At 46.7% G+C, this 21030-nt stretch carries 21 protein-coding genes and 1 rRNA gene; 12 read left to right on the plus strand and 10 right to left on the minus strand.

Features of this window, described 5'->3' with window-relative positions; translation table 11 throughout:
- Positions 1–6: 6 nt before the first annotated feature.
- Entirely contained in the window at positions 7–969 is a 963-nt protein-coding gene (gene thiL, locus J0L70_RS20785) for a thiamine-phosphate kinase (protein WP_017289137.1), read from the minus strand.
- 271 nt (positions 970–1240) lie between these two features.
- Here thiL and J0L70_RS20790 point away from each other — a divergent pair, with 271 nt between their 5' ends.
- The gene (locus J0L70_RS20790) at positions 1241–2626 is read left to right on the plus strand and encodes an NAD(P)/FAD-dependent oxidoreductase (protein ID WP_287455729.1); all 1386 of its coding nucleotides are present in this window, start codon (positions 1241–1243) and stop codon (positions 2624–2626) included.
- 130 nt (positions 2627–2756) lie between these two features.
- Here J0L70_RS20790 and recA read toward each other — a convergent pair whose 3' ends face one another.
- On the minus strand, positions 2757–3845 hold the full coding sequence (recA, locus tag J0L70_RS20795) for a recombinase RecA (RefSeq protein ID WP_287455730.1): 1089 nt from the start codon (positions 3843–3845) through the stop codon (positions 2757–2759).
- 164 nt (positions 3846–4009) lie between these two features.
- Here recA and xseA point away from each other — a divergent pair, with 164 nt between their 5' ends.
- The gene (gene xseA, locus J0L70_RS20800; protein WP_017289140.1) at positions 4010–5269 is read left to right on the plus strand and encodes an exodeoxyribonuclease VII large subunit; all 1260 of its coding nucleotides are present in this window, start codon (positions 4010–4012) and stop codon (positions 5267–5269) included.
- A gap of 28 nt (positions 5270–5297) precedes the next feature.
- A complete protein-coding gene (gene xseB / locus J0L70_RS20805; protein ID WP_017289141.1) occupies positions 5298–5555 on the plus strand; it encodes an exodeoxyribonuclease VII small subunit in 258 nt (85 codons plus the stop codon).
- On the opposite strand, the gene J0L70_RS20810 is transcribed toward xseB, so the two are convergent.
- Together J0L70_RS20810 and J0L70_RS20815 are read right to left on the minus strand one after the other, a co-directional pair.
- Entirely contained in the window at positions 5552–5932 is a 381-nt protein-coding gene (locus J0L70_RS20810) for a hypothetical protein (RefSeq protein WP_017289142.1), read from the minus strand. The two genes, xseB and J0L70_RS20810, sit on opposite strands and share 4 nt — an antisense overlap.
- Positions 5933–5967: 35 nt before the next feature.
- The gene (locus J0L70_RS20815) at positions 5968–6600 is read right to left on the minus strand and encodes a Vat family streptogramin A O-acetyltransferase (protein WP_287455731.1); all 633 of its coding nucleotides are present in this window, start codon (positions 6598–6600) and stop codon (positions 5968–5970) included.
- Positions 6601–6732: 132 nt separating this feature from the next.
- Between J0L70_RS20815 and J0L70_RS20820 the strand changes: the two genes are divergently transcribed.
- From J0L70_RS20820 to J0L70_RS20830, 3 genes are all read left to right on the plus strand, one after another.
- A complete protein-coding gene (locus tag J0L70_RS20820) occupies positions 6733–7914 on the plus strand; it encodes a DNA double-strand break repair nuclease NurA (protein WP_287455732.1) in 1182 nt (393 codons plus the stop codon).
- Positions 7915–8003: 89 nt separating this feature from the next.
- Entirely contained in the window at positions 8004–9149 is a 1146-nt protein-coding gene (locus J0L70_RS20825) for a GNAT family N-acetyltransferase (RefSeq protein ID WP_017289145.1), read from the plus strand.
- A 219-nt stretch (positions 9150–9368) separates the two neighbouring features.
- A complete protein-coding gene (locus J0L70_RS20830) occupies positions 9369–10553 on the plus strand; it encodes a putative N-acetylmannosamine-6-phosphate 2-epimerase (protein WP_287455733.1) in 1185 nt (394 codons plus the stop codon).
- Between the two features lie 169 nt (positions 10554–10722).
- Here J0L70_RS20830 and J0L70_RS20835 read toward each other — a convergent pair whose 3' ends face one another.
- Together J0L70_RS20835 and J0L70_RS20840 are read right to left on the minus strand one after the other, a co-directional pair.
- Complete coding sequence (locus J0L70_RS20835) at positions 10723–11127, minus strand: hypothetical protein (protein ID WP_017289147.1); 405 nt, start codon at positions 11125–11127, stop codon at positions 10723–10725.
- A gap of 57 nt (positions 11128–11184) precedes the next feature.
- Complete coding sequence (locus J0L70_RS20840; protein WP_017289148.1) at positions 11185–11454, minus strand: GlsB/YeaQ/YmgE family stress response membrane protein; 270 nt, start codon at positions 11452–11454, stop codon at positions 11185–11187.
- A gap of 209 nt (positions 11455–11663) precedes the next feature.
- Here J0L70_RS20840 and J0L70_RS20845 point away from each other — a divergent pair, with 209 nt between their 5' ends.
- A complete protein-coding gene (locus J0L70_RS20845; RefSeq protein WP_017289149.1) occupies positions 11664–12569 on the plus strand; it encodes a YihY/virulence factor BrkB family protein in 906 nt (301 codons plus the stop codon).
- A gap of 44 nt (positions 12570–12613) precedes the next feature.
- On the opposite strand, the gene J0L70_RS20850 is transcribed toward J0L70_RS20845, so the two are convergent.
- Positions 12614–13309 carry a response regulator gene (locus J0L70_RS20850; protein WP_287455734.1) on the minus strand — a complete coding sequence of 232 codons (696 nt, stop codon included), beginning with the start codon at positions 13307–13309 and terminating at the stop codon, positions 12614–12616.
- A gap of 313 nt (positions 13310–13622) precedes the next feature.
- Here J0L70_RS20850 and J0L70_RS20855 point away from each other — a divergent pair, with 313 nt between their 5' ends.
- Both J0L70_RS20855 and J0L70_RS20860 read left to right on the plus strand, forming a co-directional pair.
- Positions 13623–14549, plus strand: coding sequence for a phosphodiester glycosidase family protein (locus J0L70_RS20855; RefSeq protein ID WP_287455735.1), 927 nt, complete (start codon positions 13623–13625; stop codon positions 14547–14549).
- On the plus strand, positions 14497–15150 hold the full coding sequence (locus tag J0L70_RS20860) for a DNA-3-methyladenine glycosylase family protein (protein WP_287455736.1): 654 nt from the start codon (positions 14497–14499) through the stop codon (positions 15148–15150). The genes J0L70_RS20855 and J0L70_RS20860 overlap by 53 nt, the downstream gene beginning before the upstream one ends.
- 69 nt (positions 15151–15219) lie before the next feature.
- On the opposite strand, the gene sir is transcribed toward J0L70_RS20860, so the two are convergent.
- From sir to J0L70_RS20875, 3 genes are all read right to left on the minus strand, one after another.
- A complete protein-coding gene (sir, locus tag J0L70_RS20865) occupies positions 15220–16971 on the minus strand; it encodes a sulfite reductase, ferredoxin dependent (protein ID WP_287455737.1) in 1752 nt (583 codons plus the stop codon).
- Between the two features lie 128 nt (positions 16972–17099).
- A complete protein-coding gene (locus J0L70_RS20870; RefSeq protein ID WP_287455738.1) occupies positions 17100–17597 on the minus strand; it encodes a low molecular weight protein-tyrosine-phosphatase in 498 nt (165 codons plus the stop codon).
- A gap of 83 nt (positions 17598–17680) precedes the next feature.
- Positions 17681–18436 carry an MORN repeat-containing protein gene (locus tag J0L70_RS20875; RefSeq protein WP_287455739.1) on the minus strand — a complete coding sequence of 252 codons (756 nt, stop codon included), beginning with the start codon at positions 18434–18436 and terminating at the stop codon, positions 17681–17683.
- A 269-nt stretch (positions 18437–18705) separates the two neighbouring features.
- Between J0L70_RS20875 and J0L70_RS20880 the strand changes: the two genes are divergently transcribed.
- The 3 genes from J0L70_RS20880 to J0L70_RS20890 form a co-directional block, all read left to right on the plus strand.
- Positions 18706–20064, plus strand: coding sequence for a DUF3370 domain-containing protein (locus tag J0L70_RS20880; RefSeq protein WP_287455740.1), 1359 nt, complete (start codon positions 18706–18708; stop codon positions 20062–20064).
- Between the two features lie 3 nt (positions 20065–20067).
- Positions 20068–20697: a lysophospholipid acyltransferase family protein gene (locus J0L70_RS20885; protein ID WP_190653324.1), complete on the plus strand. Its 630-nt coding sequence runs from the start codon at positions 20068–20070 to the stop codon at positions 20695–20697.
- 260 nt (positions 20698–20957) lie between these two features.
- Positions 20958–21030, plus strand: a 16S ribosomal RNA gene (locus tag J0L70_RS20890); the annotation flags it as partial.

Genomic DNA, 21030 nt, shown 5'->3' on the forward strand with positions numbered 1-21030 from the left:
AATCGCTTACTTTTGGAAATGTTGAAATCCTTGATCTAAGCTCAAAGTGCGATCGCTAAATTCCCCGGAACTATCAATCAATCGCACTGCTAAATCAGAAGTAATTTGACCCACGATCGCTGAGCCGCTGACTTGCTCGACCCAAAGCTTCGCTTCTTCTTGTGGCAAACATAAAACAAGCTGAAAATCCTCACCGCCGTACAATGCCCATTCCATTGCTTTTTCAGGAGTAACCCACTGTTTCAAAGCTGGATCAATTGGGATTAAAGCTCGATCGAGCTTTGCTCCGACTCCACTCATCCGACAGATTTGTAGGACTGCATCTGCTAAGCCATCACTACTATCCATTCCAGACACGCGGCTCGTCAGTTGAGGAATATCAAATCGCGGAATTGGATATTGATGTGCGCGAATTAATGAGGCTCTCTCTGGTGCAGGGTCAGAATGTAAGAGCATTTCTAATCCTGCACGGGACGACCCATGAAATCCGGTCACAAAGATGGCATCTCCGGGCTGAGCGGTCGATCGCTGAATCACACGATTCGGATCAACCTGACCAAATGCAGTAATCGCAACCGTAATCACAGGCGATCGACATAAATCTCCACCGACCAAGGCTCCCCCGTATTGATTCAGACAATCCGCCATACCTTGATAAAGCTTTTCCACCCATTCTACGGGGGTTGTTTTTGGGAGACCTAATCCAACCGTTATGCCGAGCGGTGAAGCTCCCATTGCAGCCAAATCAGACAGATTTGCCGCGATCGCTCTCCAACCTGCGGCTTCGGGCGGCGTCGTACGATCGCTAAAATGCACGCCATCGACTAAAACATCGGAAGTAATCACAATCGATTTTCCAGGTTCAGTCGGCAGAACCGCAGCATCATCTCCCACGACCGCACGAGGACAAAAAGCTTGAACTCGTTTTAATAATCCTTGTTCGCCAATATCTTGAACGGTAAGCGTCATAGTGTCGAATTAATCCCGCGATGATGATATCAAAGAACTCACGATCGCAAACGCCTTTGTCAGTCCTAATCTCTCGGCTTACTCACGAGAATCCGCCAAGTTACAAACACTGTCACCGCAACGAAAGACCAAAACACTAAAGCATCCTGCCAATTTTCTAGAAAACCAATGTGATCTGACACGATCGCTCCTCTGTACTTTTAGAATTAATTCTATCCCGGTGAAAAACGACATATACGCAGATCGCTAAAAATAAGGCTGGAGTTCTAAAATGAGCAGATTTCAACATGCGATCGTGATTGGCAGTGGAATGGCAGGATTGTTAGCAGGCAGGGTTTTAGCAAATCACTTCGAGCAAGTGACGATCGTGGAACGAGATCGGTTTCCCGAGGCACCTCAGCCCCGAAATGGTATGCCTCAATCTCGGCACTTACACGTTCTGTTAATGCGCGGACAGTTAATTCTCGAAGCATTGTTTCCAGGATTACGCGATCAGTTGATTCAAGCTGGCGCAGTATCCTTAAATCCTTCAGGCGATGTGGCATTGTTTAGTGCGTTTGGGTGGCTCCCCCGGTACGAATCGAACTTAGTCCAAATCTCAATGAGCCGAGATTTACTGGATTGGACAATTCGGCAACGATTAGAGCAAGTCGAGAATGTGCAATTTCTACCGGAGTCTCAGGTCACAGGGCTGATTGCCGCTGAAGATGGACAAGGCATCGCTGGCGTTAAAATTCAAGATCAATCTCTATCTGCCGATTGGATTGTAGATGCGAGTGGACAAACTTCCAAAACGCCGCAATGGCTAAAAGCTTTAGGATATGAACCTCCATTAGAACTGTTTGTCAATGCCTTCATTGGGTATTCGAGTCGCATCTACCGCCTGCCTACGGACTTTCAAGCTGATTGGAAAGGTATCTTTATTACCTGTGCGCCTCAAGGTGCAACGAGAGGAGGCGCACTGTTCCCGATCGAAGGCGATCGCTGGTCAGTCGGATTGGCTGGTGCAGAACGAGATTATCCGCCCACGACCGAAGCGGAGTTTCTAGAGTTTGCAAAAACTTTGGTCAGTCCTGAGATCTATGAGGCAATCAAAGATGCAGAACCCTTAACGCCCATTTACGGGTTTCGGAAAACTGAAAATCGATTGCGACGGTATGAGAAAATGCAGCGCCAGCCTGAGAATTTTGTCGTGCTCGGACATGCAGCCTGTACGTTTAATCCAATTTATGGACAGGGCATGACGGTTGCAGCACTCAGCGCTCAGACTTTGGATCGGTGTTTCACACAACATCGATCGAGTTCACTAAAAGGTCTGGCTCGAAAAATTCAAAAAGAGGTCGCGAAGGTACAAAATCAGCCTTGGACGTTTGCGATTAATCAGGATTATCGCTACAGCAGTGCTGAAGGGCTAAAGTCCCAAGGACTGAATCGATTGCTCGATCTGTATTTCGATCATCTCGGTCAATTGATGACGCAGAAAAAAGAGATTTATCAAGCGTTCTTAGAAGTCATGCACATGCTTAAACCTGCTTCAAGTCTGTTTCAACCAGGGATTGCAATTCAAGTGCTAGGACAAGCACTGCGATCGACAGCAGCGAGAGAAACAAATAAAAAAGAGACAATTGAACCTTCAACTGTCTCTAATAATGCTTAGGGGATGTTTGATAAAAGGATCATTCGTCGCCTCTACCCGCCCCGGAATTCCATTCCGGGGCGAGATAGACTGGAGCGAAGAAACTGTTGATACTTTTCAACCACTCTTTTAGGCTCGATCGCCCAAATTCCTATTCTTCATCTAGAGTTTCGTCATCATCCATTAGCTCTTGCTCATCCACTTGACCCACTGAATTCGCTGACACCTGTGCGCCCATCTCTAGCTTCTCACGCACCTGCACTTCAACTTCTTTGGCAATCTCTGGACGCTCTTCGAGATACTTAATGGCATTATCTCGACCTTGGCTGATATTCTCGCCCTTGTAGCTATACCATGCGCCTTTACGGACAATCACATTGGTCTCTTCCGCCAAATCGACCAAACATCCAAGCGTAGAGATTCCCTTACCAAAAATGATGTCAAATTCTGCAATTCGGAACGGAGGCGCAACCTTGTTTTTTGCCACCTTCACTTTCGCACGGGTTCCAAACTCTTCGGTTCCCTTCTTCAGTGTTTGAATTCGACGAATATCCAGTCGTACCGAAGCGTAATACTTCAGAGCTTGACCGCCTGTGGTCGTTTCAGGGCTACCGTAGGTCACGCCAATCTTTTGCCGCAACTGGTTAATAAAAATCACCGTACAGCCTGACTTACCGATGTTTCCGGTGATTTTCCGTAAGGCTTGGCTCATCAAACGGGCTTGCAGACCCATGTGCGAATCACCCATCTCGCCTTCAATTTCAGCCCGAGGAACCAACGCTGCAACCGAGTCCACGACGACCACATCAACGGCAGTCGATCGCACAAGCTGATCCACAATTTCTAGTGCCGATTCACCTGTATCCGGCTGAGAGATCAAAAGATTTGCAATATCGACACCCAAAGCGGCTGAGTAGCTCGGATCAAGCGCGTGTTCAGCATCGACATAGGCTGCAATCCCACCCGACTTTTGCACTTCTGCAACTGCATGAAGCGCCAGCGTCGTTTTACCCGAACTTTCAGGGCCGTAAATCTCGATCACTCGACCTTTCGGCAAACCGCCACCGAGCGCCAAATCCAGCGTCAAGGCTCCCGTTGGAATCGTTTCTACTTTCATTCGGGTGGCATCGCCTAGGCGCATAATACTGCCTTTCCCGAAGTTGCGCTCGATCTGGGTGAGCACGAGATTTAGGGCTTTTTGCTTATCGGTCGTTTCTGTTGTTGTTGTTTTACTTGCCATTAGCGCCTCAGAAAGTAGGTGTGAAAAATATGTGGGGCAAACGGGAGGGAATGAATCCAAACTTGATCAAGGGGGCAATTGTACCCGATGCGCTTTGATCTATCATCTTATTCCCAAAATTTGTAGCATGGAGATCTGGAATTGCTCTCTCTAGGGTAACGAGTATGACCTCGAAACTGCCGAATTTATTGGTTCCGGATTCCGCCCTATCTGTGGCGGATTTAACGGCTTACATTCAATCGCTGATCGAGCAGGATGATCAACTGCGTCAGGTTTGGTTAACCGGAGAGGTTTCGAGTGCAACTCGATATCGCAGCGGTTTGTTTTTTACGCTGCAAGATCCAGCGGCCAAGGCGGTGATTCAGTGTGTGGTTTGGAGTAGTCAATTGCATAAGTTGACGACGATCCCAGCGCCGGGAGAACAGTTGATTGTGCTCGGTCGGGTGCATGTACAGCCGCACCGGGGCAGTTATCAGTTGGTGGTCTGGCAGGCACTTCCGGGTGGGGAAGGTCTGCGTGCTTTGCGATCGCGTCAACTCAAAGACCGTCTAGAAGCAGAAGGGCTGTTTGATGTCGATCGCAAACGCCCAATTCCATCTCATCCTCAAACTGTGGCGGTGGTGACTTCACCGCAAGCCGCCGCTTGGGGAGACATTCAAAGAACGCTCAAACGACGGTATCCAGGTCTTCGGGTGCTGTTTTCCCCTGCATTAGTGCAAGGTGATCAGGCTCCCAGCGCGATCGTCAATGCGATCAGGCGAGTGGAGCGAGATGGCAGAGCGGATGTACTAATTCTATCACGAGGAGGCGGTGCGATCGAAGATATGGCTTGTTTTAATGACGAAAATGTGGTGAGAGCGATCGCAAACTGCTCAATTCCAGTGATTGCGGGCATTGGGCATCAAAGAGACGAGTCGTTGGCGGATTTAGCGGCTGATGTCTTTGCACATACACCCACGGCGGCAGCAGAACAGGCAGTGCCTTGTTTGGCGGATTTGTATGAGATTCATTTAGAGCGATCTGAGGCATTAAGCTCAGCCATGGCGAGGTACATGATGATCGCTCAGGATCGATTGGTGGGATTGCGCGATCGCATGTCTCGCTTGAAGCTCGATCGGGCATTAAAACAGGAAATGCAAGTCGTATCCTGGTTGCAGCAGCGATTAATTCATTCGACGCAAAGACGATTTCAATCCGCATCGCAGCATTGTCAGATGCTTCAAGAAAAATTAACAACGCTTGATCCGCAAGCCGTTTTGCAGCGAGGATATGCGGTCGTCCGTTCTGCGAAAGGAATTGTGCGATCTGCCAAAGATGTAAAAATTGGAGATAACTTGACAATTCAACTCGGACAAGGAGAAATTGAGGTGTACGTCAATAGTGTATTGAATACATCAGCCCAACCGAATCCAGAACAACTATAAATAAGGAAAGCCCACTTGCAAATGACGAATGGCTAATTCTTCTCGCTTCAACCCTTCTAAAACATTGAATCAACTCTCTACGGACACTTGGAACTATGAGCAGACCGTGGCACGAGTTGAGGAGATTTTGACGCGAATTGAATCCGGCGAATTGGAATTAGCGGCTGTGTTTGAAGAGTTTTCGACGGCTGTAGAGTATTTGCGGCAGTGTGAAACATTTCTGGCAGAGCGTCAGCGTCAGGTAGATTTGCTCATCGAAACCTTGACTGACGAAGCTGAGTTTTAAAGAATCTTCTCTCCCATCGGCTGGCAAAACGGTTGAACCCCTGTTTTCAGGACGTAAATTGCAACTGGAACCGCAAGCCGCATGGGTAGCTGAGTTTGAGACACGATTGTATCCACCAACTCGCCGGACAAACCATCTTCTAACTTTTCTTTAATATCTGCCTCACAGAGAATATGCCGCCAGCGCTTTGCCAATCCATCGATCCAGCGCTCATTTTCTTCAGGAAGCTGTCCTGATTTGATCGCCAGAGCAATTGCTGCATCTTCAAGATCTCCGTCGCAATCTTCAATCACGTCTAAAGCTGCTAAAGCAGTCGGGTGATCTGAAAGCTGTTCGCGGAAAAACTCAAGATCTGCTGGCGAAACAATAATCGACATGGGCTAGTCCTGAAAAACTCAATTCCGATGTTAGCTTATTCACAAGCTCTCAAGGCATCTAAATCGGCTGAAACGATTTTGTCTAGATTGCGGGTAATTTTTTGGATATCCCAATTCCACCAAGCGATCGACAATAGCTCTTGCACGATTTCATCTGAGAATCGCTGCCGAATCGGTTTTGCTGGATTGCCTCCAACGATCGTATAAGCAGGAACGTCTTTCGTGACGACCGATTTCGCAGCCACGATCGCGCCGTCTCCAATCTGAACTCCCGGCATAATTATCGCTTCATAACCCAACCAAACATCATTGCCAATCACCGTATCGCCTTTATATGGAAGCTCTTGAGGAACTGGTGTGACTGTCTCCCATCCATTGCCAAAGATGTTAAACGGATAAGTTGAGAAGCCAGAGAGCTTATGATTTGCGCCATTCATGATGAACTTGACTCCTGTTGCAATGGCGCAGAACTTACCGATGATTAAGCGATCGCCAATAAAGTCAAAGTGGTAGAGAACATTGCGCTCAAAGTTTTCAGAGTCTTCTGGATCATCGTAGTAGGTGTAATCGCCAATGATGATATTGGGATTCTGAACGGTATTTTGAATGAAGCAGATTTGGGGAAATCCCTTCATCGGGTGCTTGTCTTTCGGATCGGCTCCGTACATCGGCGATCTTCCTATGAATTGAGTCAAACTGTTCTTGGTTTCTATTCTAGAAGCGATCGCTGGTCTGAATCAGTAGGATGCAGCATCTCAAAAAAACGCTATGCTTCTAGTGCAAGTGATCTGTTTTTTGAGATGTTAGATCTGACAAAACTCGCTCAACAAATGCAAGGCATTAGCCAACAGTTGACCCTCGAAGCAACGGCAACTCGACAACGCCTTGATCGAGCACAATTGCTAATGGCGCAAGCAAATGAGCGACAAGCAGATCTCGTGCAAATGCAAGAATTATGGCGCGATCGCCTAAGTTTCACGGCAGCAATGCCGCTTGAACCCCTCGATACTCGAATTGGGATTGCTGCACCTCCGGCTGCTCATACGGTGATTGCCACTGATGGTTCTCAAATTGCACCCAGTCATCATGAAATTGCTTATTGCTATTTGATCAATGTGGGACGGATCATTTTGCACTATGGGCAAAGCAAGTTGCCTTTACTCGATAGCTTGCCTGAGGTCTTTTATCGCCCTGAAGATCTCTATGTTTCTAGGCAATGGGGAATTCGCACCGAGGAGTGGATGGGCTACCAAAGAACTGCTTTAGAAGCGCAAATTCTAGCAGAGTTAGCACAAGCTCTAACTGATGAAATGGAAGCCCCAACACTCGCGCTTACAGATGGCTCATTGATTTACTGGTTTTTAGAACAGTTACCTGCTGAAGCACGCGATCGTATTCTGGCTCCCATCCTAGCCGCATGGGATCAATTAAGAGCGATCGCAGTGCCACTGGTCGGTTATATCAGTGCTTCTCGAAGTGGAGAAGCTTTGAATTTCTTAAGACTGCAAAGCTGTCCTTACTTAGCACCGGATTGTATGACGCATTGTAGTGAAGTTGTCGATCGTGCGCCTTGCCAAGTTCTCGACCCACTTAAAGATGCAGCTTTGTGGGCAATTAGGCTAGAACCGGGACAGCGTAGTCCCTTATGGAAGAGTTCGGCTCGAATTCAGGAATTTTATGGCGATCATGCCATTCATTTCTGCTATGTGAATGTTGGTAGTGAAATTGCGCGGGTGGAAGTTCCGGCTTGGGTTGCAGCCGATGAGGATATGTTGCAATCTGCATTGAGTTTAGTATTGGGTCAGGTGCAGAAAGGATATGGATATCCCGTGGCGCTGGCAGAGGCGCATAATCAAGCTGTTGTACGCGGCGGCGATCGCGCTCGATTCTTTGCACTTCTCGAACAGCAGATGATCAAAGCTGGATTGCGCAATGTCGGCACGTCCTACAAAGAAACTCGAAAGCGGGGCAGTATCGCTTGAGTGTGTTTTTTCTTGAAGCCAAGTGTCGTTTGATTTTCCCTGAAACTTGAAATTGGTAAAGTAAGGTTGCATCCTGTTTGGTTGAGCGAATGCAATTCACTTTTCATCCTGCTGAAGATTTCAGCGATCTCAAACGGTTTGGCAGAATTTTGTCGCAGTGCTTTGATGCGCCACTTTCAGATGAGCCTACTTATCTCAGTCGAATTGGAGTAGAGAATACTCGGCTTTTATGGGCAGACCAAGAAGTGATCGGAGGATTGGGATTGCTCAATTTAGGGCAATGGTACAACCGAGTGAACTTGCCGATGGTTGGAGTCGCAGCCGTGGGCATTGCTCCAGAATGGCGAGGACAAGGCAGCGCGATCGCGCTGTTAAAATCGACGTTGCAAGAACTGCATGATCGAGAAGTGCCTCTCTCTGTCTTATTTTCTGCGGCTCAACCTTTGTATCGAAAAGTAGGATATGAGCAAGCAGGAGCTTTTTGCATTTGGGAAGTGGATACGGCGAGTATTCAACTTCACTCGCAAGAATTGCCAGTTCGATCGTTAAGCTTAGATTCCCCCCTGTTTGCCACACTTTACAACCAGCAAGCTCAACGGAATCAAGGGTTTCTCGATCGCAATTCTGTCATTTGGTCGAATCTCTATAGCTTTGATGCAAAATCTCCAACGTATGCTTATCAAATTGGAGAAGAAGGCTATATTACCTTTCAGCAAAACCAAGGACGGTTGATTGTCAAAGATTGGGTTTTACTGTCACCTGCTGCGATGCGGCAGTTCTGGGCGTTTTTATCTCATCATCGATCGCAAATCGATCGCATTGAATGGAAAAGCTCACCTATTGATGTTCTTAGTTTATGTCTGCCGGATCAAACTGCTAAAATCAAATCCTTGAGTCGGTGGATGCTACGGATTGTGCACCTTAAACAAGCACTAGAACAGCGGAGCTATCCGAATTCAATCGAAACTGAACTCCATCTCAATGTTCACGATTCCCTATTTTCAAGCAATCATGGCTTATTTACGCTGAGTATTGCCAAAGGGAAAGGAACCTTGACCCCAGGGGGCAAAGGTGAGCTACAGCTCAGCATTAATGCACTTTCTCCCCTGTATACAGGATTGTTAACCGCAGAGCAACTCGCTTGCTCATACCAACTGAACGGAACTGCAACTGCGATCGAGACTGCAACCTCTCTCTTTTCAAGTCCGCTTCCCTGGATGCCTGATGCATTTTAATTCTCAGTCAAGCTGTAAGCCGGAGTCGCAAATTAGAATTCTGCTTGCCGATTTTAATGGATAGACGATTAAAAACCGCAGATTTCATCACAAAGATAGATGAATTTAGTGTTTAATACGCTAGTGTCTATCTTTGTTGACGGTTTTCGATTATACCTCCACAATGCAAGGTAGTTTGTAATCAGGGTAATCACAAAACCATATCCACGTCTTGATGTAATGTCTTCACAGGTGGTCATTCAATTTATGCCTCGCGATATCGCCCAACTTCTAAAACCCCTTGAATCTGGGCTAATCGTATCTTGCCAAGCACCCGCAGATTCACCCTTAAATCACCCGACGATCATTGCTGCGATCGCAGAATCTGTGGTTGCCCAAAATGCAGTTGCCGTTCGGATTGATACGCCAGAACGAGTTACTGCTGTCCGGCAGCGGATTTCGGCTCCAATCTTGGGTCTCTGGAAGCAGAAGATTCCAGGATATGAAGTTTATATCACGCCTAGGTTTGAACAGGCTCAAGCACTAGCAGCAGCTGGAGCCGATTTTATTGCGATCGATGCGACCTTGCGCGATCGACCTGAACCCATTGAAATTTTGATCCAGAGGATTCATCAGGAACTCGGTAAGCTTGTGGTCGCGGATATTGATAGCTTGGAATCTGCGATCGCAGCGATTCAAGCTGGGGCAGACATGATTGCCACGACCATGTACGGATTTACGCCAGCGACAGAAGGCTGTTCACCGCCAGCTTTTGATCTGTTAGCTGAGATTCTCGAGAAATCAAATGTACCTGTTATTTGTGAGGGCAAAGTCAATTCGCCGGAACTTGCAAGACAAGCGATCGATTTAGGTGCATATGCAGTTGTTGTGGGAACGGCAATTACGGGGATTGAAGCTCATGTGCAAGCGTTTGATGCTGCGCTGCGAAAGAAGATTCCAGCGCTTTTAATCGAGCGAAATGACACGTATCATTTTGCACTGTTTACTCAGGAGCATCCTTCCTACCGTAACTATGTGCGATCTAAGTTGCGGCAATATAATCCTGAAACGACATCAGCGAATGGCTACTTTGATCAAAGTGCATTACGAGGATTGCCAATTGAAATTTTCTTGTTAGACGATCGCGATAAAGTCAAAGCAGGCTTAGTGAGTTTAACTCGCTGGAATTGGCTATTGATTGAGGCGCTATGGGTTGAAGAATCAATTCGGAGACAAGGGTTTGCAAGCCAATTGATGCATTTAGCAGAGCAGGAAGCGAAACGCAGGGGCTGCACCGAAGCGCTACTCGATACGTTTAGTTTTCAAGCCAAGGAGTTTTATGAAAAGCTTGGCTATGAAATGTTTGCTCAAGTTGATGATTATCCTTCTGGATATAGCTTTTTTCAATTGAAAAAAGAGCTATGAAAAAAGGCGTGATCATTACGCCTTCAGCAGCTTCAAATCAGTTGTGAAGTAAGGAGTGGAGAGTAGGGAGTTTAGAGTGATGCTCTAATTCCCTACTCTCCACCCTTTCTAGCAGTGACGACTCAAACAGGATCGCGATCGCTAGGGATTATAGAGGGAGTTTGTTGGACTAAATCGCCCCTGTTCCTCGCCCACGCTGATCGTGTTCCATCGTCAGCTTACCTTCTTCATCCTGATTGATTTCGCGATATTCTTCGACTCGCTGCTGATGTTGCTCCTCTTCAGCCTGACGGGCATCACCAGGAACTTCATAGTACATCTCAGGTTCGATCGCATAGTTGTTCAGTAAGCCTTCTTGATCAACAGTGTAACCTCCTGTTGTTTCAATGCTTTTTGAATCTGTTTGATCATCCGTTGAAGCAGAAGCTTCACGTTCTTCGGTTGGAACGGTCTTGAACTGAGAACCTTCGCGCTCCTTGCGAGCAGCCGTTTCAGCTGGAATAATATGCGGATCATAGGCATCGCTTTGAGCGCGATCGTGGCTATCGGTTGAGATCGTTCTATCCTGACTCATAGCAAATTTCTCCTTATATTTGGTAGCAGGTTTCTCCTTAGATTTAGTCAGTGAGATTTAGTAAGCGCGACCTGCGAACTTGTAGTAGATAAAGAGCGCAATAATTGCACCCAAAACTGCCAAGAAAACGCCCGTCAAGCTCAAGCTAGTTGCAGCGAAAGCAAATGTTCCAGTTTCAAGCAGCGTTGCGATCGTTCCACCAATAAAGGCACCAACGATACCGAGAATCAAAGTTCCCAGAATTCCACCGCCTTGACGACCGGGATAAATTGCTTTTGCAATTGCACCTGCCAACAGTCCCAAAATGATCCAAGCTAGAATATTCATAGTTATCTTCCGTGTAATTTAACTCTTTGAAAACCATGTGATTAACTTAACAGGCTGGAGATTCAGTCGTACCTTTCTGAGGTTAGGAGCGCTGACAGAACTTCCTCAGTCTCAAGGTGGATTTGCGCAAAACTCGTACTTGTGGGCGATGAAATGAATCCTTGTCTTACTATAAGTTGGCACATAGATATATCTAAACGTCTATTCCTATGCGATTCAAAACGATTGTGCGCTTGCTGCGAGATACGGTGACAGAGTGGAATGAAGATAATGTTCCTTTGTTAGCGGCGGCGTTGGCTTACTATACGATGTTTTCGATCGCGCCTCTGTTGATCATTGCGATCGCAATTGCAGGTGCAATTTATGGACAAGAGGCAGCCCAAGGCGAAATTGTTGGGCAGATTCAAGGTTTAGTGGGCAGAGATGGCGCAGAGTTCATTCAATCGATGATCGAAAATGCCAGTAAGCCTGGAGCAGGAGGAGGAGTTGCAACCTTTATCGGGATTGTAGTTCTAATTTTTGGAGCCTCTGGAGTGTTCGGACAGTTGCAAACGGCACTCAATACAATTTGGGAAGTAAAACCGAAGCCAGGGCGGGCAGTAAAAAGCTTTCTACAAGCGCGGTTTCTCTCGTTTGCAATGGTCTTAGTGATTGGATTTTTATTGCTGGTTTCGTTAGTCTTGTCTGCAATTCTAGCCGGGATTAGCGCGTACTTTGGAGCATTCCTACCGGGGTCGATCGCGATTGGGCAAATCCTCAATTTTGTGATTTCGTTTGGGATTATTACACTGCTCTTTGCTTCAATCTATCGATTCTTGCCCGATGTGCATGTGCCTTGGAAGAACCTTTGGGTTGGTGCGGCAGTGACAGCTTTATTGTTCAATCTAGGTAAGTTCTTACTCGGTCTTTACCTGGGTAATAGCGGTGTTAGCTCGACCTATGGAGCGGCTGGATCGCTGGTTGTGATATTGATTTGGGTATTTTATTCAGCACAGATTTTGCTGTTTGGAGCTGAGTTTACGCAAGTATATTCTAAGTATCGAGGTAGACCGATTACGCCTTCGAGTCATGCAGTTTCGCTCAAAGATGAAGTTGTCGATCGAGATGCTCCCTAATGACGAGAACTCCGAGCTTAGCAAAAGCTTGGAGTTCTAAGGCTTTATTTCACTAATCCTGCTCGCAGTGCGCGAACTGCAATCTGAGTCCGATCATTCACACAGAGTTTATTGAGAATGTTGCGAACGTGAGTTTTGACCGTTCCAATTGTGATGTAAAGCTTCTCTGCAATCTCAGCGTTACTTCGCCCATCTACGATCAGTTCCAGTACATCTAGCTCCCGAGTCGTTAGCGGATATTCAGAAATCATGCCGCTATCTTCAAAAGAAAGTTTGTTAATGGTAACTGTCGTGGTCGCTTCAGTCGGTCGAGCCAGCTTGACTTGACCTAGGACAATTCGCGCGATCGCGGGATCGATCCAGGCGTTTCCAGAGGCAGTTGTGTGAATCGCTTCAGATAACCGTGAGCCTGTAATATCCTTCATGCAGTAAGAATCTGCGCCTGCCGCAAAAGCAGCTAACACCATCTCTTCATCATCATGCATCGTCATGATCAAGATTTTGGTATTTGGAGCTTCTCCATCGGCTCTAAATTGCTGCGTCAGTTCGATGCCAGTCATATCTGGCAAACCGATATCGACGATCGCAACGTCCGGTTGAGTTGAGCGAATCAGATTCAATCCCGATCGAGCATCCCGCGCTTCGCCAACGAGTTCAATACCTTGCTCTCTCAAAAGTGCTCGAATCCCAAAGCGAGTCAAATCATGATCTTCAATCAATACAACTCGAATCTTCTCCATTTTGGCTGCTCCTACAGACGTATAAACTTTTCAGTTCAATTGCAGATTTACTTATAGTGAAATAATTCTAGATCGAGAGCATCTGCAAAGCGGTCTACCTACAGTCGTAGCTTTAGAGCCGTAAAATCTCGGACTAACTCTATCCGAAGATTGAACTTCGTTAAACTTGGCGCAATTCATTTCCGTAGTTTCTTGGATGTTTGTACTATCTTGAGCGAGTCATGACCTGTTTCTCGCTCGTCTTTGCCAATTCGCGTTCTAATAGAGAGATTGCTTGTGTTATTCGGTCATCAACATCATCAGGAGTTCGATCGTGAAAAGGCTGTGGCTTGCAAGTCTGGCAATATTTGGCTGCGGTAGCTTAGGGTTATGGTTTGTTCACTCTCTCGTTTCTTCTCAGGTTTCTGTTTCTTCTCAAGTGGCTCCCACCCAGCAACCAACCGTCTTTGCATCTCCATCGGCAAGCGTTACTCAGGGTGTACCTAAATATCAGGTTTATTCTTTGCCTAATAGCGAAATTCATACGGTGACGATCGCACCTCAAAGTCAATTTAAAGTGTCGATCGCGCTTTCTCCAAAGTTGGAACCGATCGAGCAATTTGGCAAATCGATGAATGCGATCGCAGCCCTAAACGGTGGGTTCTTTGACCCGAAAAATGAAAAAACGACTTCCTATATTACGAAAAACGGCAAAGTTGTTTCAGATCCCAACACCAATGATCGCTTAATGAAGAATCCCGATCTCCAGCCGTATTTGCCTCAAATCCTAGAGCGATCGGAGTTTCGACAGTACAAATGCGGCGAGAAGATTCAATATGCGATCGCGGCTCGTTCGGCAGTTGCACCGTCGGGGTGTCAGTTGATCGATGCCATTGGCGCTGGTCCTCAACTGTTACCCAGATTGACCGCGAAACAAGAGGGCTTTGTCGATGAGATGGTCGGAAGAGATTCGATTGGGGTCACGCAGCGCAATGCGAGAAGTGCGATCGGGATCTTAAAAGATGGTTCAGTCATTTTAGTTATGGCAGCCCAAAAGCCAGATGCACCGCAAAATTCTGGGATGTCTGTGCAAGCTATGACTGGATTTCTACAACGCTTGGGTGTTGAACAAGCCTTGAACTTAGATGGGGGTTCATCGTCATCGCTGATCTACAAAGATCAAACGTTCTATGGCAAAGTAGATAAAGATGGAAAAGCCGTTTCCAGAGCGATTAAGTCTGCCATTGTCGTGCATGAATGATTATGCGATCGCAATTCAAACTTTGAAGCTTGCTGATCCGAGACTGGGAACAGTCATTGATCAAGTGGGAGAGTGCAAACTGACTCAGCAATCAGGAGATTTGTTGCACTCACTTGCGCGATCGATTGTTTATCAACAGCTATCAACAAAAGCTGCAACGGCAATTTATCATCGGTTTCTTGAGCTTTACCGCGATCGCGCCATTACAGCAGAAGCAATTCTAGAAACGCCAGATGAAACGCTACGAGGAGTTGGATTTTCACGCCAAAAAATTGTTTATCTCAAGGATCTGGCACAAAATATTCAAACCGGATTGCCAACGCTAGAAGAATTAGAAGAATTAGAAGACGAAGCGATTATCCAAACACTGATTAAAGTCAAAGGGATTGGACGTTGGACTGTTCAGATGCTTCTGATTTTTCGACTGCATCGCTGGAATGTTTTGCCTGTTGATGATCTGGGGATTCGAGCGGGAATTCGGCGGATTTATCAGCTAGAAGAATTACCAAATAAAAAGACAGTTTTGCAAGTCGGACAGGCTTGGAACCCGTATTGTACGATCGCGAGTTGGTATATTTGGCGGAGTTTAGAATTGCCCTAGATTCAGGTCAGTAAAAAAGGGCGTAATGAACGCCCCTTTTGTCTTCCGAGTTGAAGTCACTCGTTGAAGCTATACTCCGGTGAATTGATGAATCGCATCTAGACCAACACGATCGCAGAAATCTCCAAAGCTTTCCCCTGCCTTCCGCTCTTTCTTAAAGTACGTAAACACAGGCTCGAATACCGCTTCTAAATCATCCAAATTCATCTTCTCGATGAAGACCTTTGCCAATCTCGTTTGATTGGGAGCCGCACCTAGCCAAACTTGGTACATATTTGGACCCGTTCCCACCAGTGCCAATTCTGCGAGATACGGACGCGCACAGCCATTCGGGCAGCCTGTCATGCGGAAGATAAATGACTCATTCGGTAAGCCTACTTTTTCGAGCAATAACCGAATTCGAGTCAAAATTGGTAAACTCGCTCGTTCAGCTTCCGTGGTTGCCAGTCCACACGTCGGTAATGCAGGACATGCCATAGAATCACGAACTAAAGGATCAATCTGATCAGGACGTTCGATCCCATGTTCGCGCAGAATGCGATTGATTCTTTGGCGATCGCTCTTTTCAATGTCATATAACAGAACATTCTGGCTCGGTGTCAGTAACATCGGCAGATTGAACTTTGTCACAATCTTTTTGAGCGCTGCTTTCAGCCGGAAACCGTTTTCATCTTTGATCCGACCATTCTGAATTGAGATGCCATAGAACAGTTTTCCATCGCCTTGCTCATTCCAGCCCAGATAGTTGAGAAACTTGAATTCAGGTAAAGGCTTGAACGGCTCGATCGCTTTACCAAAGTATTCTTCAACTTTAGAACGGAATTTCTCAACGCCCCATTCTTCAACGAGGTATTTCATCCGAGAATGACGCCGATCAGAGCGATCGCCATAATCCCGCTGAGTCGCAACGATCGCTTTTACCAAATCGTAAACATCTGCTTTGGCAACATATCCAATGGGATCAGCGATGCGAGGAAAAGTTTCTTCTTTGCCATGAGTCCGCCCAAGCCCGCCTCCCGCATAGACATTAAAGCCTTCTAACTCACCTTGATCATTCGTCAAAACAACCAAAGAAATGTCCTGCGAGAACAAATCAACAGAATTGTCACCGGGAACTGTCACTGCAATTTTGAACTTCCGAGGCAGATAGTACGTTCCATAAATCGGCTCAGGCGAATTTTCAATATTGGAGCCGTTAATGTTCCGCTTCCGGGCTGCGACGACTTCCGGATCTTCTTCACCCGTCATCGCCTTTTCCCCATCTAACCAAACTTCGTAATACGCACCTGATTGCGGCGTGAGAAAATCAGCGATGTTATTCGCATACGTCCGAGCATATTCATATTCTGGGCGATTTTTAAACGGTGCAGGCGGAGACATGACGTTTCGATTCACGTCACCACAAGCACTCAGCGTTGATCCCATACTTTTGACGATCGCGCTAATCGTCGCTTTCAGATTCTTCTTCAAAACGCCGTGTAGTTGAAACGCTTGGCGAGTCGTGACCCGAATTGTGTGATTGCCATATTCATCTGATAACCGATCGATGGTCAAATACAACTCAGGGGGAACAAACCCGCCAGGGGAGCGAGTTCTCAGCATCATCGAGTAATCTTTTTCTTGTCCTCTGACGCGATTATCACGATTATCTTGCTGATAAGACCCGTGAAATTTCAGCAGTTGAATGCCGTCTTCGGAAAAAGCGTTCGTGTCCAGCAACAATTCTGAAGCGACGGGTTCGCGTAAGAAGTTACTACGCTCTTTGATGCCTTCAACTTTGGAGGGTTTGCGGACGGAGGGAGGTGTAGAAGAAATGACCATTGCAATTGGTGGATCGGCTAAAGACAATAATTCGGCACTTGAATCAAATCAAGCTGCCGTAAGCATTTATTCCCGGTATTTCGGTCGGAATTGTGTTGAATGCTCTCAGTCTATCACGATCGCTTCATCTACCGTGCAGACGTAGGTGTTAAGTTCTGTTCTTGAATCACAAAATCTAACAATCCCTGACACGCATCTAAAAGCAGGTCAATCACAAAGTTAAATCCTTCCGTCCCACCATAATAAGGATCAGGGACTTCTCTTAAGGAATGCTCGGTACAGAAGTCGCACATCAAGCGAACTTTGTCTTGATAGGTTCCAGCAGGATCGATCGACCGAATCGCTTCAAAATTATCGATGTCCATTGCCAGAATCAAATCGAATTCTTCAAAATCCGCGCGTTCAAATTGTCTTGCACGTCCAACAAGCTCGATGCCTCTGAGTTTCGCCGCAGCATTCATTCTGCGATCAGGTGGGCTGCCAATGTGATAACTCGATGTTCCTGCCGAATCACAGGTAATTTCACACTCTAATCCAGCTTGGCGGATCAGATGATTCATGATGTTTTCGGCAGAGGGCGATCGACAAATATTGCCTAAGCACACAAATAGTAAGCGATATGCCATTGGGATTGCCTCAAGTGAAAACCTCTCAAATTTTCGCTTACTTTCGCCAAATGTTGGAACATTGATCGCCGCAAAATCAATATTTATCGAGTTGGGCGGCGGTTTGGTCGCGTTTGGGGTCGGGGTTGTGGTCTAGGCTGAGATGGTCTGACCTGTGGTAAATTTCCATTTCGCCAAACTCCTTGCGATCGCGCTCCAGTTGAGAAAATATAAACCCCACGTCCATTGCGCTGATTATTCTGAAACTCGCCTTCATAGCGATCGCCATTTGGGTACAAACAGACTCCAAATCCAGTCATCGCATTCTGCCGAAATTCCCCCTCGCAGCGTGTGCCATTTGCATAAATAAAAACGCCACGCCCTTGCCGCACATTGTCACGAAATGCTCCTTCGTAGCGATTTCCACTGGAGAACGTACACCGTCCAAACCCATTCAGCGAATTCGAGCGAAAATTTCCCTCACAGCGCGTGCCATCTGCATAGGTAAACACCCCCTGTCCCTCTCGAATATTCTGTCGAAACTCGCCTTCATAGCGATTTCCGCTCGCAAATTGGCACATCCCACGACCATTCAGCAGATTGTTCTGAAAATTTCCCTCACAGCGCGTGCCATCTGCATAGGTGAACACCCCCTGTCCCTCTCGATCGTGCCGCTGAAAATTTCCCTGAAATCGATTTCCGCTGGGAAATTGGCAAACATGCGTGCCCTGGAGCCAACCATCTTTGAGCCGCCCTTCACAATAATCGCTGTTTTTTGGAAGTGCCAAACTCTTAGCTGCACTGAACGGCAAGATCGGTTGGGCAAAAACTTCTGTACTGACAAAATCAGCGCTAGTCACGAATACAAAAAATCCTAATGACAGTTTTAGAGATTGTGATTGTGACTGCGATCGTGTTTTAGAGGTAAGCTTCACCATACTTTTGGGAGGTTCTTTTGTAAGGCTGCGATAATTTCTATGCTTTATTAAGGCAAAGATTGTCGGAAATGGGGCTATATAGGGGTAGCATTTTTGACGTTTCTAAGTTCGTCGGTAGCAAGTCCATGTTTTCGAGCCTGCTTTTCTCCTCCTTCGCCCAACTTCCCCCACGGGTTCCCACTCCCGCCCCGATGATTGCCCCACAACCGACTAACCAAGAAATTCTCCCATTTCAGGAGGGAATTCCCAATCAAGAATTCATTGAATCTCAAGAGATTCGTCCCCTGCCTGGCAAACTTGATGATGTTCCGGTTTTCAATAGCAATAGTCCTGAAGTTGTTCTCACAGAAGGGATTCTCCTTTCAACTTTTCCATCTGCAGGAATGCGGGTTCCCTCGGCTCATCTAAATTACGCATTCAACGGCAGATTTGATATCTTCGCCCATCATATTTCTAGAGCCAGCAATCCCAGTCAAACACGATCGCTCTTCCAAGGCATCGTGGTCTACAATCCCAACGATCGCCCAGTTCAAATTGATATCTCTCAAGCTGCCAGCTATCTCACTCGCCCCGATGCTCTGTTTGTTGATCTCCCTGCCTCTGTTGAAGATCCGCTAGGCACAGTCTTTGCCGGGCCGGGCAGCCGAGTTGTAAATGATATTCTTCGTGGGCGCAGGAATGGCAGTATTCCAACGGGAATGATGATCCCGCCGAAACAGGCACAAATGCTGATGAATCTCCCAATTCCAGCAGGTACAGTCACTCCAACTTCAAACGGACGCTCTACGTTAATGCGTCTCAATAGTAATGCACCAGTCTATGTTGCCACCCTAGCAATGTTCGCGCCATTAAACGCCAATCGAACTGAGCGAGTTCCGACGATCGAAGAATGGCTAAATCTTCTAGTGAATGCTGGAGTTGCAGGACCTAGAGATATTCCTCCCACTCCTCCTAACGCCAAAACAACTAACATTACCTATGGTCGTGTCGCTGGTGTTGCCAAAGGTTCAGAATGGCGCACCAACATAACAGATGATTCTCGTTCGAACTCTCTCAATATCCCCAAACCCGGTCGCGCCTTTTCTTATGGTTTAAGTACGCTGGAACGAGGCACATTTGGAACAGGTCAGATTCAAAGTGCTCCGATGCTGGTGCGCTATCCCGATACTGCCTACCTTGCAAATGGAAATTATGGAATTCATTACAGTTTGACCCTTCCCCTGCGAAATTCTACGCGTCAAGCTCAAACGATTCAAGTCTCGATCGAAACTCCGCTCAAACAAGATAGAAGTAGGAATGAAGTTGTCTTCCTCACGGCTCCTGCGCCTCAAATTTTCTTTCGCGGTACAATTCGGCTGCGTTATTTAGACGATCGCTCAACCCCTCAAACCCGATTTATCCATCTCGTTCAACGCCGAGGTCAAAAAGGTGATCCGCTTCTGACTTTGACGCTCTCGCCTGGGGAACGTCGCTCTGTCGAAGTCGATTTTCTCTATCCTCCCGATGCAACGCCCCCCCAATTGCTCACTGTTCGCACCCTAAATCGATAAATTGTGTCCACCACCGCTACTGTCAAACCCTGGCTTTACTGGTCACTCTTCCCAATTCATCGGACTTTTCTCAGACTGTACTTTAGTTCGATCGAAATTCAAGGGCGAGAGAATCTTCCTCAGCAAGGACCTTGTATTCTTGCCTCTAAGCATTTCAGCCGATGGGATCCTTTAGTTCTATCGCTCTTGAGTCAAGAACCCCTGCGATTCATGACAAACGCGAATCAATTTACAGGAATCCAAGGCTGGGCGATCGAACGCCTCGGAGCTTTCCCAGTCAATCTTGCTCGTCCTAGCGTTTCTAGTTTGCGATGTGCGATCGAACTTCTTCAAGCCAAACACAAACTTGTCATTTTCCCAGAAGGCGGAATTGTGCGAGACCAGCCCCTGCGCGAGTTTAAGACTGGATTAGCGCGATTAGTCCTTCAAGCAGAGGCAAGCGGAGAAATAAGGGTACCAATTTTACCGATCGCTCTTTTTTATTCCCCAACCGCCTCAGCAGGTGCAAAAGCTTCGATCCGAATCAATCCGCCTCTCTACATAAACGACTATCGCCAAGAGAACGACAAACAAACTGCTCGAATTTTCACCCAAACCCTTTACTCAAAAATTCTAGAAAGTCTATCAAATTAAGGCTAACCCCCTATTTTTCCCAATCTCTCAAAAAACTTGCAAGACTTTGTTGACAAACCCAATTAGGCTTGATACATTAATAAAGCGGTGAGGGAAGCGCGCTGAAGCGAGGCTCCGAACCGCAGAACTGAACCTATAAAACAGAATAGTTTAGAAGCCAGAGAAAGGAAAGCCTTCGTCAAGAAAATGTTCCTAACTCGTTAGGAACCGGAAAGGTAACCGGATAAATTACTGAATTGAGCTACAAGCTTACTCTATATACTATGGAGAGTTTGATCCTGGCTCAGGATGAACGCTGGCGGTATGCTTAACACATGCAAGTCGAACGGTCTC

The organism is Leptolyngbya sp. UWPOB_LEPTO1 (assembly GCF_017302695.1).
Classification (GTDB): domain Bacteria; phylum Cyanobacteriota; class Cyanobacteriia; order Leptolyngbyales; family Leptolyngbyaceae; genus Leptolyngbya; species Leptolyngbya boryana.

Coding starts and splice junctions, on each gene's coding strand:
- thiL (WP_017289137.1), bottom strand. CDS start 969: ATGACGCTTACCGTTCAAGATATTGGCGAACAAGGATTATTAAAACGA.
- J0L70_RS20790 (WP_287455729.1), top strand. CDS start 1,241: ATGAGCAGATTTCAACATGCGATCGTGATTGGCAGTGGAATGGCAGGA.
- recA (WP_287455730.1), bottom strand. CDS start 3,845: ATGGCAAGTAAAACAACAACAACAGAAACGACCGATAAGCAAAAAGCC.
- xseA (WP_017289140.1), top strand. CDS start 4,010: ATGACCTCGAAACTGCCGAATTTATTGGTTCCGGATTCCGCCCTATCT.
- xseB (WP_017289141.1), top strand. CDS start 5,298: ATGGCTAATTCTTCTCGCTTCAACCCTTCTAAAACATTGAATCAACTC.
- J0L70_RS20810 (WP_017289142.1), bottom strand. CDS start 5,932: ATGTCGATTATTGTTTCGCCAGCAGATCTTGAGTTTTTCCGCGAACAG.
- J0L70_RS20815 (WP_287455731.1), bottom strand. CDS start 6,600: ATGTACGGAGCCGATCCGAAAGACAAGCACCCGATGAAGGGATTTCCC.
- J0L70_RS20820 (WP_287455732.1), top strand. CDS start 6,733: ATGTTAGATCTGACAAAACTCGCTCAACAAATGCAAGGCATTAGCCAA.
- J0L70_RS20825 (WP_017289145.1), top strand. CDS start 8,004: ATGCAATTCACTTTTCATCCTGCTGAAGATTTCAGCGATCTCAAACGG.
- J0L70_RS20830 (WP_287455733.1), top strand. CDS start 9,369: ATGTCTTCACAGGTGGTCATTCAATTTATGCCTCGCGATATCGCCCAA.
- J0L70_RS20835 (WP_017289147.1), bottom strand. CDS start 11,127: ATGAGTCAGGATAGAACGATCTCAACCGATAGCCACGATCGCGCTCAA.
- J0L70_RS20840 (WP_017289148.1), bottom strand. CDS start 11,454: ATGAATATTCTAGCTTGGATCATTTTGGGACTGTTGGCAGGTGCAATT.
- J0L70_RS20845 (WP_017289149.1), top strand. CDS start 11,664: ATGCGATTCAAAACGATTGTGCGCTTGCTGCGAGATACGGTGACAGAG.
- J0L70_RS20850 (WP_287455734.1), bottom strand. CDS start 13,309: ATGGAGAAGATTCGAGTTGTATTGATTGAAGATCATGATTTGACTCGC.
- J0L70_RS20860 (WP_287455736.1), top strand. CDS start 14,497: ATGGAAAAGCCGTTTCCAGAGCGATTAAGTCTGCCATTGTCGTGCATG.
- sir (WP_287455737.1), bottom strand. CDS start 16,971: ATGGTCATTTCTTCTACACCTCCCTCCGTCCGCAAACCCTCCAAAGTT.
- J0L70_RS20870 (WP_287455738.1), bottom strand. CDS start 17,597: ATGGCATATCGCTTACTATTTGTGTGCTTAGGCAATATTTGTCGATCG.
- J0L70_RS20880 (WP_287455740.1), top strand. CDS start 18,706: ATGATTGCCCCACAACCGACTAACCAAGAAATTCTCCCATTTCAGGAG.